We start from the raw sequence: 12,824 nt of genomic DNA on the forward strand, positions 1-12,824 counted from the left end.
ACCTGCGACCTCTGGGTTATGAGCCCAGCGAGCTACCGAGCTGCTCCACCCCGCGTCGGTGTGAAACCAACAGTACACGACTTCTGGAGGCGCAATTACCACCCCCTGTCACCGGCTGGAGTGCGCGCTTTCCGAGTAGTAACCGCGGATGTGTCCGACTATGCGCTGACGTGCGAGTTCGCCGTCACCCGCGTTGACCGCATCCACCAATCCTCGGTGTTCGTCACGCAGTCGCATGCAGGTGCTCGGCCAGCTGTCGATCTGGACGCCCGCGAGAACGTAGGCCTCGATGGACTCGCGCAGGCCGGTCATCATGGCTGCGATCACCTGATTGCCCGCCGCATCGGCGAGCGCCACGTGGAACTGTGCGTCGAGTAGCAAGAATTCCTCGGCCGAGAGAGCTGCGTCCTCCATCGAGTCGAGCAGTTCGACGGCCGCGCGGAGGTCGGGTGTCGGGGTCCGCGATGCCAGGGACTGCATGACCTCGGATTCGAGTACGAGTCGTGTCTTCACTACGTCCGATACCGGAAAGCCCTGTGCTGCAACCTGCATCCGCATCAGCATGGTCATACCGCCGGTCGGTTTGGCGACGATCATCGCGCCGGACGTCGGGCCGGATCCAGTCTGCGCCTTCAGGAGGCCGAGTGCTTCCATGACCCGCAACGCTTCTCGGACCGATGAGCGTCCGACGCCCAACTCTGCTGCCAGAATTCTCTCTCCCGGCAGGCGCTGGCCAGGAGTCACCTCGCCTGAAACCAGCCGACGTTCGAGATGGCTCAGTACTTGTTCCCACGCTCGCGGGCTCGGCTCGGTCGGCATGAGGCAAGAGCATAACCGGGTGGACGCCGTTTATGGGGTGGCCTGTACGGGGATGTATTACTGTGGTCAGACCACACCGACAGATTGCGGGGAACCACATGCGAGTAGCGCTGTTCGCCACCTGCATCGGGGACACGATGTTTCCCGACGCCGTCAAGGCCACCGCCCTCCTGCTCACCCGTCTCGGGCACGACGTCGTGTTTCCGTCCGGGCAGACTTGCTGCGGGCAGATGCACGTAAATACCGGCTATCAGCCGGGCGCACTACCGCTGGTCGCGAACTACGCCGATACCTTCGGTGATGCGTCGATCGACGCCGTTGTCGCACCATCGGGGTCGTGCGTCGGTTCGGTCCGTCATCAACACGAGATCGTCGCCGAGCGCTACGGCACCGCGTCGCTGTGTGGACAGGTGCAGACCGTGAAGGCAAAGACGTACGAGCTTTCCGAATTCCTCGTGAACGTTCTCGGGGTCACCGATGTGGGCGCGTACTTCCCGCACCGGGTCACCTATCACCCGACCTGTCACTCACTGCGGATGCTGAGGGTAGGGGACAAGCCACTTCAGTTGCTGCGCAACGTCCGCGACATCGATCTGGTCGAACTTCCCGAAGCAGATTCCTGCTGTGGATTCGGCGGCACCTTCGCCATCAAGAATGCGGAGACTTCGACGGCCATGCTGGCGGACAAGATTCGCCACGTTGCGGACACCGGCGCCGAATTCTGCAGCGCCGGAGACTCGTCCTGCCTCATGCACATCGGCGGCGGTATGTCGCGACTGCAGATGGGCGCCAAGACCATTCACCTCGCGGAGATTCTGGCGTCGGTGGAAAGCCGGGTGCACGCATGAGCGCTGTGACGCTAGGTCTGCCAAGCTTCCCGCCGAGGTCGCCCGAGGGTGCAGGGTTCCTGCGAGGTACTGAGAAATTCCCCGTCGCAGCACATCACGAGCTGGCCAACGCGCAACTGCGACGCAATATCGGCAAGGCGACGCACACCATCCGTGCCAAGCGCATCAACGTGACTGGAGAGCTTCCCGATTGGGAAGACCTGCGTGATGCGGGTTCGGCGATCAAGGCCGACGTCTTGGCGCGGTTGCCGGAACTGCTCGAACAGTTCGAAGCTGCAGTCATCGCGCGCGGTGGGCAGGTGCATTGGGCGGCGGATGCCAACGAGGCCAACGCCATTGTGGCCGAACTTGTCAAAGCCACCGGCTCCGACGAGGTCATCAAGGTCAAGTCGATGGCCACGCAGGAGATCGGTCTCAACGAGCATCTCGAAGCCCACGGAATCACCGCCTACGAGACCGATCTCGCGGAATTGATCGTCCAGCTCGGCCACGACAAACCGTCGCACATCCTGGTTCCCGCGATCCATCGCAACAGGTCCGAGATTCGGGAGATATTCCTGCGTGAGATGCCAGATGTCGATCCGAACCTCGGGGAGAACCCGGCCGAACTTGCCGCTGCTGCACGAAAGTTTCTGCGCCACAAGTTCATGACGACGCCGGTCGCCGTCTCCGGCGCCAATTTCGGCATCGCGGACACGGGCACTCTGACCGTCGTGGAGTCGGAGGGCAACGGGCGAATGTGCCTGACGCTGCCGAAAACACTGATCACCGTGATGGGCATCGAGAAGATTCTGCCGACGTATCAGGATCTGGAGGTCTTCCTGCAACTGCTGCCGCGGTCCTCGACGGGGGAGCGGATGAACCCGTACACCTCCATGTGGACCGGCGTCACGCCCGACGACGGTCCACAGGAGTTCCACCTGGTCCTCCTCGACAACGGCCGGACTGCCGCGCTTGCCGACAAGATCGGGAGGGAAGCCCTGAGCTGCATACGGTGCTCGGCGTGTCTGAACGTGTGCCCGGTCTACGAGCGCACCGGCGGTCACGCCTACGGATCGACCTATCCGGGACCGATCGGCGCGGTGCTGACTCCGCAGCTCGCGGGCATGCATGGCAAAGACGATCCCAACTCGACGCTTCCCTTTGCCTCGAGTCTGTGCGGTGCGTGCTTCGACGCCTGCCCGGTCAAGATCGACATACCCTCGCTGCTCGTCGAATTGCGGCACCAGAAGGTCGAGCAATCCGGTGTCACAGCAGAGTCTTTGGCGATGAAAGCCGCCTCTCTGGCGATGTCGACCGAGGGCCGGTGGACGTTGGCTCAGAAAGCTGCCGGGCTCGGACGCGTCGTGGCCGGCAGGAAAGGGAAGATCTCTACGTTGCCACCTCCATTGAACGGTTGGACAGCTGCCAGAGACATTCCCGCACCGCCCAAGCAGACCTTCCGATCCTGGTGGGACTCCGACGAAGGCCGCGCGGCATTGGACGAGGCTCGTCGTGGCGGGAAGGCGGACAGATGAATTCACGTGACGTGGTGCTCGGACGCATTCTTGATGCCATCACCTTGGCGCCCGCCCGCGAAGGCGAGATACCGCGAAACTACCGGACTGGCAGAACCATGTCCGACGAGGAACTCATCGATTTGTTCGTCGACCGTCTGGTGGACTACAAGGCGCACGTTCACCATTGCGCTGCAACAGAAATCGCTGAGGCCGTCACCGGAATAGTGAGAGAGCACGGACTACACACTCTGGGGATCCCCGCCGGCCTCGACCGATCATGGGTAGCCGGATTCGACGGAACGCTGGTGGTGGACAGCCCGGACGTACCGGCTCCTGAACTCGAGAACCTCGACGCCGTTGTCACCGGCTCGAAGGTAGCGTGCGCCGAAACCGGCACCATCTTCCTCGACGCCGGTCCATCGCAGGGACGCCGTGCGTTGACACTGGTACCGGACACACACATCTGCGTCGTGTATCGCAGCAGTGTGGAAGTGGGAGTGCCGGAGGCGATTGCGAATCTGACACCGGAGCGCCCCACCACCATGATCAGCGGCCCGTCGGCGACCTCCGACATCGAACTCGAGCGCGTCGAAGGTGTCCATGGTCCGAGGAATCTTCACGTCGTCATCGTCGACGGTTGATTCCCGTCGAGCGGGAACTCGCAGGCAGCGGGCCACATCAGCGTCTAACGTCCCGGCCATGACACAACTGTTGGCAGGCAAGGTCGTTTTCATCACCGGTGCAGCGCGGGGTCAGGGACGCAATCACGCGATTCGACTCGCGCAGGAAGGTGCAGACGTCATCGCTGTCGACGTGTGCGCGTCGGTGTCCGAAGACGTGGGTTACGCGGCCGCGACTGAAGCCGACCTCGAAGAAACGGCTCGTCTCGTGCGAGCGGAGGGGCGCGAGATCGTCACCGCTGTAGCGGACGTCCGTGACCTCGAGGCACTGCGTGCGTCGGTGGCGTCGGGCGTCGACAAGTTCGGTCGCCTCGACGTCGTGATTGCCAATGCGGGCATCGCTACGTGGAACCGTTTCTGGGAGATGCCTGAAGAGCAGTGGTCGACGCTGGTGGACATCAATCTCAATGGTGTCTGGCGCACGATGACAGCTGCGGTTCCTGCAATGATCGAAGCCGGCAACGGTGGTTCCATCGTGATTGTGAGCAGTGCTGCCGGCGTCGCCGAAGCGCCCGGCTGCGCGCACTACTCGGCGGCCAAGCACGGCCTCGTGGGTTTGGCTCGCACTGCTGCAACGGAATTGGGAAGCTTCGACATTCGAGTCAACAGCATCCACCCTGGCGCGGTGGAGACCGAGATGGGTAACGATCCCAACGTGGGTAAAGTGCTCACTACTCATCCGGAGTACATGAACTCGTACAAGTGGCCGCTCACGTCCGTCCCGCGCACCACCGTCGAGGACATCTCCAACGCCGTCGTCTACCTCGCGACGGACCTCTCCCGCGCGGTCACCGGGACGAAGATCGTCATCGACATGGGTCAGACGATGGCGTAGTTGCGCTCAGAGGAGATTGAACTGCGCGACCTCGATGGTGTTCTCGACTGCCTCCGAGAGTGTGCGAATACGTTCGTCGGCGCCTGGCGCGGTCAAAATCGCCAGGCGATCGGCGTCACCCATTGGAATGCTCCTGGCGAGGGCATACAGCCGAGAACCCAGCGGATCCAAGGGATCCGGTGGGACGGGCATTCGCGGAGTCTGTTCGCCGGCCCGAAGTGCGAGCTTTCCCAGCATTCCGTACATGAACTCGATGCGCTCGAGGAGCGAGTCGTATTCGTAAGCAGTGACTGGTGTTCCGTTGTTCTCGTCAGGCCACAATTCGACCTCGGCAAGTGGGTAGGGATCGTCCGGCAGCCATCGATTGACCCGGATGCGGTCTTCGGTCCGGCAATACAACTGATACCGCCCGGCACCCATGGCGACATGAGACTCGATCCGAGCCAGAGTGCCGACGTCGTGACGTGATTCGCCGCCACCGACCTCGTGGCCACGAGCGATGAGCACTACTCCGAACAGTGGGCCGTCGGCAGCTTCGAGAACGTTCTCGACCAGTGCGCGATACCGAGGTTCGAAGATGTTCAGGGGCAACACCTCACCCGGTAGCAAAGCGGAGCCGAGCGGAAACATGGGGAAGATGGGCATCAGGGGATTCTCAACCTCGGAATCGGAGGGGCGGGGAAATCGCCGGGGCGATCGATTTCGGCGAGCAGGTGTTCGGACCACGTCAGTAGACCGGGGATGTCGAGGCCGTGCGGACTCTCGACCTCGTAGTGCCTGATGCGGTCGTGACCCTGGCCGAGGAGTGAGACGGCGCCGGTGTTGTTGCCCCGAAGCAGATGGGTGAGCCCGACGGCCAACTGAGCCAGTCCCTGCCACAGGTCACGTTCCTCGGGCGGCGCGCCTTTCCACGTTCCTTCGAGAATCTCGTGTGCGTGGAAAGGCATGCCGTGGTCGAGGAGGCGCTGCGCCTCGGTGATCGACTCGTCTGGTGGCAGGCGTACATCGTCCGGAATGCGCGGGACACCGCCCGCTGCGTCGCGTGGCAGTGGACGGCCGAGCCCGTCGCGGGGCCGCGAATTGAGGGGCTTCCCAGCGGCGTCCCGGTCGCGTTCGGTCATACACTCAGCCTAACGGCAGCGCCTCGGCCGAACTCGCCAAAAGTTTTTTCGAGTCGCCTGTCGATTCCGGGGAGAACCGTTCGTCGTCATGTTGTAAGGCAAGAAAGCCGCAAGAAAAACAACAGACCAAGGAGTCAGTCATGAAGTACATGTTGCTCATCTACACCGCACCCGGCGGAGACACCGAACCCCAGTGCACGTTCGAGGACTGGCAGCAATACGACAAGGAAATGAAGGATGCCGGGATCTGGGTGTCCGGCGATGCCCTCGCCGACCTGACGACTACGACGACGGTTCGGGTCTCGCAGTCCGGAGAAAAGACCGTCACCGACGGACCCTTCGCTGAAACCCGTGAAATCCTCGGCGGCTACGACGTCATCGACGTTCCCGATCTGGATGCGGCGCTTTCCTGGGCCGCGCGGTGCCCCGGCGCGCGCGACGGCGGCAGCGTCGAGGTGCGTCCGCTGGCCGGGTTCGGGGACTGATTCGCCGTGGACGAGCAGGCCGAGAACTCCATCGAGTCAGTGTTCCGGGAGGAACGTGGACGACTCTTGGCCTCGCTTGTCCGCCGTTTCGGTGATCTGGATCTGGCAGAAGAAGTCACCTCCGAAGCCGTCGAGTCTGCGTTGGTGCACTGGCCCGTGGACGGTGTGCCCGCCAAACCCGGTGCCTGGCTGCTGACCACGGCGCGTCGCAAAGCTGTCGACAGGCTTCGTCGTGATCAGGCCTATGCGGCGCGCTTGGCGGTGATGCAGGTGGACGCCGATCGTGCCGACCCGGCGCCGCCCACGGTCGACGGAGAACTTCCCGACGAGCGGTTGCAGCTGTTCTTCACCTGCTCGCACCCAGGTCTGGCCGAGGACGACCGAATCGCACTCACCTTGCGTTGCCTCGGCGGGTTGACGACGCCCGAAGTCGCTCGGGCCTTCCTCGTTCCTTCGGCGACGATGGCGCAGCGGATCGTGCGCGCGAAGAAGAAAATCCGTCAGGCTCGGATTCCCTTCCGCACTCCCAGCGCCGAAGAACTCCCGGAACGTTTGCCCGGTGTTCTGCAGGTGATCTACTCGGTGTTCACCGAGGGGTACGCAGCGAGTTCGGGTCCGGATCTGCAACGCGTCGACCTGGCGGTGGAGGCGATCAGGCTGGCGAGGATCTTGCGCGCATTGCTTCCCGATGAGCGCGAGATCGCCGGGTTGCTTGCATTGATGCTTCTCGTCCACGCGCGTCGGGATGCCCGTACCGACGCCGCCGGCGGGATCGTGCTCCTCGAAGACCAGGATCGCGGGTGTTGGGACCAGCCGATGATCGAGGAAGGCAGCGGCCTCGTCGTAGTCGCGTTGACCGGGGGAGCGCCGGGGCCGTACGGGGTGCAGGCCGCCATCGCCGCATTGCACGACGAGGCCGCAGATGTGGAGAGCACCGACTGGCCACAGATCTGCGCTCTCTACGGAGTGCTCCTCACGCTGACTCCGTCGCCGGTCGTGGCCGTCAATCGGGCAGTAGCGTTGGCGATGCGCGACGGCGAGGAAGTCGGGCTGACTGCGCTGGAGGAACTGGCAGCGGAGCCCAAACTTGCCGACTACCATCCGTATCACCTTGCACGAGCCGAACTACTTGCTCGGTTGGGGCGCACCGACGCAGCGGCATCCGCGTACCGACAAGCTCTGAAACTCGTTGGTACGGAACCGGAGCGGGCCTACCTGGAGCGTCGGTTGGGTGAGATCTCGGACTGATCGGCTCCTATCGAGGGACGTCGAGATCGAAGTACAGGGTCTCGGACCAGTAACCGAGGCCGAGCTCGCGTAGCGGTTCCTCGACGCTCTCCTGAGTCGGCGTGAACAGTCGCTCCCAGAAGCGCGGCTTGGCGGGTGCGAGTGTGGCCAGGGCCGCCTCCATCTCGGCGTCGATGTCCGCCAGACCGGTCATCAGGGCCGCGCCCTGTTCGGCGAACGGTTCGTCGTCCATGTCGAAGATCTCGCCGCACTCGAGGACGAAGTAGTGGTCGGGCTCGGTGTGGCTGCGCAGGAAACGCAGCGCATCGCCGGCCATCGTGCCGAGTTCGGGGTGATCGATTCGGCCGAGGAAGTCTTCGAGCCGGGCGATACCAGGACCGCAGTGCGCGGTGACCGCGATCAGGTCTGGGGTGTCGTCCCAGATGACCGACTGGTGGGCGAAGGGATTCACGGACACAAGGATCCTCGGGACCAGCGGTATCGCGTACGACCACTCGGAGATACCGGTGAGACCTCGGGCGCGAGCGGCAGCCGGATTCTCATGCGGAGCAACAGGGGTCGAGTAGAGATAGGTGCGGTTGGCCACTGGCCGAGTCCTTTCTGCGGTCGGTGTCACCTGATTCAGGCGGCGCCCACCATCCTCAATGCCAGGTCTCCGTACAATTTTCCAATGTCTTCCGGATTCGTGTAATTGCCGGCCGGGAACCAGCGGCACACGTCGACACACAGGGACATCAGGGCGAGGGTGACGCCTTCGGCATCAGGGATCGTGAAGTCGCCCGACCGGACGCCGGCGTCGACAACCTCCCGAACCACCCGCGTCGTGCTGCGGCGAAGAGCGACGAGGGTTCGGTAGTGCTCTGGTGTGAGGGCAGTGAGTTCGTACTGGACGACGCGAGCGAGTGAGTGGTGCCCGGCCTGCCAACTGGCGAAGGTGCTGATCAGTTCCTGCAAACGAACGGACGGTTCTTCACCAGGTCGGTCGGCGCCCTCGACCACCTTCAACGCTTCGGTGTGGCCTTCGAAGCTGATCGCGAAAAGCAGCTCTTCTTTCGAGCGGTAGTGCGGGTACATGGCGGCGGGACTCATGTCGAGTCGCGCGGCGATGTCACGGGTGGTGGTGCCGCCGTAGCCCGCGGAGGCAAAAGCGTCCACGGCTGCCGCGCGGATACGGGCCGCAGCTTTGGAGGGGCTGATCACCACGTCAGGTGAATCGCTCACGGTTTCCTCCAGGTGTGACGGATTTCGATGTTGACAATATCCCGCTCTCGATTCACTATAAGCAGGTGCTTAGATTCTAAGCGAATGCTTAGGAACATCGTTACGTGTGGCTTTGCCACGCCGAAAGGAAGCAACTCGTCATGCGTCGCACTCTGTACGGACCCGATCACGAGGCATTTCGCGAATCTGCTCGCGAATTCGTCAACCGGAACATCCTTCCGGTCGCAGAGAAGCTGATCGACCAGCGCTTCATCGATCGTGAAATCTGGCTCGAAGCGGGACGCAACGGCTTCCTCGGACTCGAGGTTCCGGAGGCGTACGGCGGAAGCGAAGCCGGCGACTACCGCTTCAACGCGGTTCTGGCCGAAGAGCTCTCGCGCGCCAGTGCAGCTGTTGCCTCGAGCTTCGGCATTCACGCCGACGTCGTTGCTCCCTACCTCGTTCAGCTCACCACCGAAGAGCAGAAGCAGCGTTGGCTGCCCAAGTTCTGCACCGGTGAGATGCTGACGGCCATCGGCATGACCGAGCCTTCCGGTGGATCCGACCTCGCCTCGCTCAAGACCACTGCGGTCAAGGACGGCGACGACTGGATCATCAACGGCTCCAAGACCTTCATCACCAACGGCTACAACGCCGACCTAGTGATCGTGGCGGCTCGGACCAGTCCCGAGAAGAAGTCCAAGGGCATCACCCTCTTTGCCGTCGAGACCGGCATGGAAGGCTTCGAGCGCGGACGCAAGCTCGACAAGGTCGGCCAGCACGAGTCCGATACCGCCGAACTGTTCTTCGAGAACGTTCGCGTGCCGTCCACCAACATCATCGGTGAGATCGACCGCGGCTTCATCCACATGATGGAAATGCTGCCGCAGGAGCGCGTCGGCGCTGCGGTGTCCAACATCGCGCACGCCGCTCCGATCCTCGAAGAGACGCTGCAATATGCCAAGGACCGCAAGGCTTTCGGTCAGCCGATCGGCTCGTTGCAGTGGAACAAATTCCTTCTCGCGGATCTCGTCACCCGCATCGAGGTCACCCAGGCCTACGTCGACAACTGCGTCGCGGCACACGCTGCCGGCGAGCTGACCGCCATCGACGCCGCGAAGGCTAAGTGGTGGACCGCGCAGGTGCAGAACGAGGTCCTCGATCACTGCGTTCAGTTGCACGGTGGCTACGGCTTCATGACCGAGTACCGCGCCGCTCGCGCGTGGATGGACGCCCGCGTCACCAAGATCTGGGCCGGATCCAACGAGATCATGAAGGAACTCATCGGCCGCGATCTCGGCCTGTAATTTCGCAACTGCAGTCGATACGTCACTGCAACCGCCACTTCCCGAACCCGACGACACAGGAGCATCACCGCGCATGTCTGTTCTCGACAAGTTCTCTCTGACCGATCGAGTGGTCATCGTGACCGGTGCGTCGTCGGGCCTCGGGGTGGCGTTTGCGAAAGCCGCAGCAGAGGCCGGCGCGGACGTCGTCCTCGCTGCTCGCCGCGTCGACAAGCTCGAAGACACGGCCAAGCTCGTGCGTGACGCAGGCCGCGAAGCATTGTGCGTGGCCACCGACATCGTCGATCCGGCTCAGGCTCAGAACATGGTCGACGCCGCGATGGAGAAGTTCGGCCGCGTGGACGTGCTGGTCAACAATGCCGGCGTCGGAACTGCCGTTCCGGCGACCCGCGAGACCCCGGACCAGTTCCGCGCCGTCATCGACATCAACCTCAATGGGTCCTACTGGGCAGCGCAGGCCTGCGGCCGCGTCATGCTCCCGGGCAGCTCCATCGTCAACATCTCGAGCATTCTCGGATTGACGACCGCCGGACTCCCGCAGGCCGCCTATGCGGCGAGCAAGGCAGGCGTCGTCGGATTGACCCGCGACCTCGCACAGCAGTGGGGAACGCGCAAGGGCATTCGCGTCAACGCGATCGCGCCCGGCTTCTTCAAGTCGGAAATGACAGACCAATACAACGACGGTTACTTGGACGCGATGGCTCCGCGCCTGATCCTCGGCCGCATGGGCGATCCTGAAGAGCTCGCGGCCACCATGGTGTGGCTCGCGTCCGAGGCCGGCGGATACGTCACCGGTCAGACCATCGCCGTCGACGGAGGAATCACCATCACCTGACGCCGATGCCGAGATGTCGCCGGCTTTGCCGTATAAGTAGCTGGTGACCTCTCGCGCCGAACCTCAGGAGAACTGGGAAGACCGTCCGCCACCATCCATGGCTGCGACGGAGCTTCTGCGTGACCTGCCGGTGACTGCCCGCGGCGTCCGTACCAGGGCTTCTCTGGTCGCAGCGGCTCGAACGGTGTTCGAGCGCGCAGGGTATCTCGACGCCCGTCTCACGGACATCACCAAGGAAGCGAACTGCTCCACCGGCACGTTCTACACCTACTTCGACAACAAAGAGCAGATCTTCGCCGCAGTTCTCGACGTCGCGCAGGAAGACATGCTGCACCCAGGCATGGGACGGGTCCGCGACGTCGACAATCCGTATGCGGTCCTCGAATCGAGCAACCGTGCCTACCTGACGGCTTTTCGCCGCAACGCCAAACTGATGGGTCTGCTCGAGCAGGTATCGCACATCGATCCGGCCTTCGCGAAACTGCGTCGGGACCGAGCCGAGACCTTCATTTCTCGCAATGCCCGAGCCATCGAACGCTTGCAAGCAGCTGGCAAGGCAGACGCCTCGTTGGACCCGCTGCTGGCTTCCCGAGCACTGTCGGCGATGGTGAGCCGTCTTGCCTACAGTTCATTCGTCTCCGAGGAACCTGGCGCCGACGGCAACCCCGTCCCGTTCGAGGACGTCGTCAAGACGGCTACTCAGGTGTGGGCCAACGCGCTGGGACTCGAAGGCGACCGCGGGTAGTTTCAGCCTTCGCCGCGGGCCGCGAACTGCTCCTCGAGGCTGTGGCGCAGTGTTTCCTCGCTGTTCTTGACAGCGTTTTCGACGAACGGCCCGATCAATCGGCCGAGTGCCTTGCCGGCAATGCCGCCGGGCAGTTTGTAGGCGAAGTCGACGGAAAGCTCGGTCTTGGAATCGTCGATCGCGGCGAACTCCCACGTGGACGAGTTGGATACACCGCCGAGCGAGGACAGCTTGATGATCCGATTCTTCTCCCACTCGGTGACCTCGAGTTTGGAGCGCAACGTGCTCGGCCCGATCTGCATGGCCGCGTCGAACGTGGCGCCGAGTCCCTGATCGAACTCTCCGAACGGGGTGAACTCGGAAACACCGAACATCCACGTCGGGACATTGCGGTAGTTGTCGATGTAGTCGAAGGCGACATCAACCGGCACGGCAGCAACCGCGGTGTGGCGAACATGGATCATGACTGGTCCCTGTCTTTCGGTGAACACCGACTCTAACCAATGGCTCCGACGTGTTCGGCGGCGGCGCAAGAGCGATCTACGGTATCGGTATGACGAACGAGCTTCCGGTACGCGGGTCCTGGCGCGATTACGAAGACCTGGGACTACCGAAACCGCTCGCTGCGGCGTTGGAGGCGTTCGTCGAGCAGGGCTATCACGGGACTTCGATCCGTGACGTCGCGTCGCGGTCCGGGCTGTCGGTGCCGGGGCTCTACCACCACTACCCGTCCAAGCAGGCTCTGCTGATCGGTCTGGCGACCGTTGTGATGACGGAGTTGTTGGAGCGAAGCCGCGCCGCCGAACTCGATGCCGGGGACGATCCCTCCGATCGCTTCGACGCGGTGATCGAATCTCTGTTGCGGTTCCACATGTTTCGGCGCGAGCAGTCGTTCGTCGCCTCCTCCGAGATCCGCAGCATGGAGCCCGACAGCCGGGCTGGTTACATCGCCCAGCGCGACGAACAGCAGAAGCAGGTGGACCGGATCGTCCTCGACGGCGTCGCCTCGGGCGTGTTCGAAGCCGACCATCCCGAGGACGCCAGCAGAGCCGTGGTGACGATGTGCGTCGCCGTCGCGGTCTGGTACCGACCGGACGGTGAGTTGTCTCCGGACGAGTTGGTGGAGAGGTATTTGGAGATAGCGAGGCGCATGGTGGGGGCGAAGCGGGTGGGGGAGTGACGGTGGGGGCGAAGCGGATGGG

Annotated in this window: 16 protein-coding genes; 10 read left to right on the plus strand and 6 right to left on the minus strand. The window is 63.2% G+C overall.

What is annotated here, in order from left to right:
• Window positions 1–108: 108 nt before the first annotated feature.
• A complete protein-coding gene (locus RWT78_RS22850) occupies window positions 109–819 on the minus strand; it encodes an FCD domain-containing protein (RefSeq protein ID WP_314681042.1) in 711 nt (236 codons plus the stop codon).
• Between the two features lie 98 nt (window positions 820–917).
• On the opposite strand from RWT78_RS22850, the gene RWT78_RS22855 reads away from it, so the two are divergent.
• The 4 genes from RWT78_RS22855 to RWT78_RS22870 are packed head-to-tail and all read left to right on the plus strand — an operon-like array spanning window position 918 to window position 4,681.
• Entirely contained in the window at window positions 918–1,667 is a 750-nt protein-coding gene (locus RWT78_RS22855) for a (Fe-S)-binding protein (protein WP_314681045.1), read from the plus strand.
• The gene (locus RWT78_RS22860; RefSeq protein ID WP_314681047.1) at window positions 1,664–3,184 is read left to right on the plus strand and encodes a LutB/LldF family L-lactate oxidation iron-sulfur protein; all 1,521 of its coding nucleotides are present in this window, start codon (window positions 1,664–1,666) and stop codon (window positions 3,182–3,184) included. The genes RWT78_RS22855 and RWT78_RS22860 overlap by 4 nt, the downstream gene beginning before the upstream one ends.
• The gene (locus RWT78_RS22865) at window positions 3,181–3,807 is read left to right on the plus strand and encodes an LUD domain-containing protein (RefSeq protein WP_314681051.1); all 627 of its coding nucleotides are present in this window, start codon (window positions 3,181–3,183) and stop codon (window positions 3,805–3,807) included. The genes RWT78_RS22860 and RWT78_RS22865 overlap by 4 nt, the downstream gene beginning before the upstream one ends.
• A 58-nt stretch (window positions 3,808–3,865) precedes the next feature.
• Window positions 3,866–4,681, plus strand: a complete 816-nt coding sequence (locus RWT78_RS22870) for a mycofactocin-coupled SDR family oxidoreductase (RefSeq protein ID WP_314681053.1) — start codon at window positions 3,866–3,868, stop codon at window positions 4,679–4,681.
• A gap of 6 nt (window positions 4,682–4,687) precedes the next feature.
• Here the strand turns inward: RWT78_RS22870 and RWT78_RS22875 are convergent, their stop codons facing one another.
• Entirely contained in the window at window positions 4,688–5,326 is a 639-nt protein-coding gene (locus tag RWT78_RS22875) for an LON peptidase substrate-binding domain-containing protein (protein WP_003940076.1), read from the minus strand.
• Window positions 5,326–5,802, minus strand: a complete 477-nt coding sequence (locus RWT78_RS22880; RefSeq protein WP_209447989.1) for a DUF309 domain-containing protein — start codon at window positions 5,800–5,802, stop codon at window positions 5,326–5,328. Before RWT78_RS22880 ends, RWT78_RS22875 begins: the two co-directional genes overlap by 1 nt.
• Window positions 5,803–5,942: 140 nt before the next feature.
• Between RWT78_RS22880 and RWT78_RS22885 the strand changes: the two genes are divergently transcribed.
• Entirely contained in the window at window positions 5,943–6,287 is a 345-nt protein-coding gene (locus tag RWT78_RS22885) for a YciI family protein (protein ID WP_003939718.1), read from the plus strand.
• 6 nt (window positions 6,288–6,293) lie between these two features.
• Window positions 6,294–7,535, plus strand: a complete 1,242-nt coding sequence (locus tag RWT78_RS22890; RefSeq protein WP_314681059.1) for an RNA polymerase sigma factor — start codon at window positions 6,294–6,296, stop codon at window positions 7,533–7,535.
• A 7-nt stretch (window positions 7,536–7,542) separates the two neighbouring features.
• Here the strand turns inward: RWT78_RS22890 and RWT78_RS22895 are convergent, their stop codons facing one another.
• Window positions 7,543–8,121 (minus strand): hypothetical protein, encoded by a 579-nt coding sequence (locus tag RWT78_RS22895; protein WP_064073902.1) that lies wholly within the window; start codon window positions 8,119–8,121, stop codon window positions 7,543–7,545.
• Window positions 8,122–8,156: 35 nt separating this feature from the next.
• Complete coding sequence (locus tag RWT78_RS22900) at window positions 8,157–8,756, minus strand: TetR/AcrR family transcriptional regulator (protein ID WP_314681064.1); 600 nt, start codon at window positions 8,754–8,756, stop codon at window positions 8,157–8,159.
• A 140-nt stretch (window positions 8,757–8,896) separates the two neighbouring features.
• On the opposite strand from RWT78_RS22900, the gene RWT78_RS22905 reads away from it, so the two are divergent.
• The 3 genes from RWT78_RS22905 (at window position 8,897) to RWT78_RS22915 (ending at window position 11,622) form a co-directional block, all read left to right on the plus strand.
• Window positions 8,897–10,042 carry an acyl-CoA dehydrogenase family protein gene (locus tag RWT78_RS22905; protein ID WP_007730036.1) on the plus strand — a complete coding sequence of 382 codons (1,146 nt, stop codon included), beginning with the start codon at window positions 8,897–8,899 and terminating at the stop codon, window positions 10,040–10,042.
• Window positions 10,043–10,115: 73 nt separating this feature from the next.
• Window positions 10,116–10,877, plus strand: coding sequence for an SDR family NAD(P)-dependent oxidoreductase (locus RWT78_RS22910; protein ID WP_003939707.1), 762 nt, complete (start codon window positions 10,116–10,118; stop codon window positions 10,875–10,877).
• 97 nt (window positions 10,878–10,974) lie between these two features.
• Window positions 10,975–11,622: a TetR/AcrR family transcriptional regulator gene (locus RWT78_RS22915; RefSeq protein ID WP_007730038.1), complete on the plus strand. Its 648-nt coding sequence runs from the start codon at window positions 10,975–10,977 to the stop codon at window positions 11,620–11,622.
• A 2-nt stretch (window positions 11,623–11,624) separates the two neighbouring features.
• On the opposite strand, the gene RWT78_RS22920 is transcribed toward RWT78_RS22915, so the two are convergent.
• Complete coding sequence (locus tag RWT78_RS22920) at window positions 11,625–12,086, minus strand: SRPBCC family protein (RefSeq protein WP_003940411.1); 462 nt, start codon at window positions 12,084–12,086, stop codon at window positions 11,625–11,627.
• An 89-nt stretch (window positions 12,087–12,175) separates the two neighbouring features.
• Between RWT78_RS22920 and RWT78_RS22925 the strand changes: the two genes are divergently transcribed.
• Entirely contained in the window at window positions 12,176–12,802 is a 627-nt protein-coding gene (locus tag RWT78_RS22925) for a TetR/AcrR family transcriptional regulator (RefSeq protein ID WP_030536574.1), read from the plus strand.
• The last annotated feature ends 22 nt before the right edge of the window (window positions 12,803–12,824 follow it).

The sequence above is a fragment of the uncultured Rhodococcus sp. genome, from assembly GCF_963525155.1.
GTDB classification, from domain to species: domain Bacteria; phylum Actinomycetota; class Actinomycetes; order Mycobacteriales; family Mycobacteriaceae; genus Rhodococcus_F; species Rhodococcus_F qingshengii.

Excerpts from the sequence above, each read along its gene's own strand:
- RWT78_RS22920 (WP_003940411.1), bottom strand. The coding sequence starts at position 12,086 with ATGATCCATGTTCGCCACACCGCGGTTGCTGCCGTGCCGGTTGATGTC.
- RWT78_RS22885 (WP_003939718.1), top strand. The coding sequence starts at position 5,943 with ATGAAGTACATGTTGCTCATCTACACCGCACCCGGCGGAGACACCGAA.
- RWT78_RS22905 (WP_007730036.1), top strand. The coding sequence starts at position 8,897 with ATGCGTCGCACTCTGTACGGACCCGATCACGAGGCATTTCGCGAATCT.
- RWT78_RS22865 (WP_314681051.1), top strand. The coding sequence starts at position 3,181 with ATGAATTCACGTGACGTGGTGCTCGGACGCATTCTTGATGCCATCACC.
- RWT78_RS22875 (WP_003940076.1), bottom strand. The coding sequence starts at position 5,326 with ATGCCCATCTTCCCCATGTTTCCGCTCGGCTCCGCTTTGCTACCGGGT.
- RWT78_RS22850 (WP_314681042.1), bottom strand. The coding sequence starts at position 819 with ATGCCGACCGAGCCGAGCCCGCGAGCGTGGGAACAAGTACTGAGCCAT.
- RWT78_RS22860 (WP_314681047.1), top strand. The coding sequence starts at position 1,664 with ATGAGCGCTGTGACGCTAGGTCTGCCAAGCTTCCCGCCGAGGTCGCCC.
- RWT78_RS22910 (WP_003939707.1), top strand. The coding sequence starts at position 10,116 with ATGTCTGTTCTCGACAAGTTCTCTCTGACCGATCGAGTGGTCATCGTG.
- RWT78_RS22870 (WP_314681053.1), top strand. The coding sequence starts at position 3,866 with ATGACACAACTGTTGGCAGGCAAGGTCGTTTTCATCACCGGTGCAGCG.
- RWT78_RS22880 (WP_209447989.1), bottom strand. The coding sequence starts at position 5,802 with ATGACCGAACGCGACCGGGACGCCGCTGGGAAGCCCCTCAATTCGCGG.
- RWT78_RS22855 (WP_314681045.1), top strand. The coding sequence starts at position 918 with ATGCGAGTAGCGCTGTTCGCCACCTGCATCGGGGACACGATGTTTCCC.
- RWT78_RS22925 (WP_030536574.1), top strand. The coding sequence starts at position 12,176 with ATGACGAACGAGCTTCCGGTACGCGGGTCCTGGCGCGATTACGAAGAC.
- RWT78_RS22915 (WP_007730038.1), top strand. The coding sequence starts at position 10,975 with ATGGCTGCGACGGAGCTTCTGCGTGACCTGCCGGTGACTGCCCGCGGC.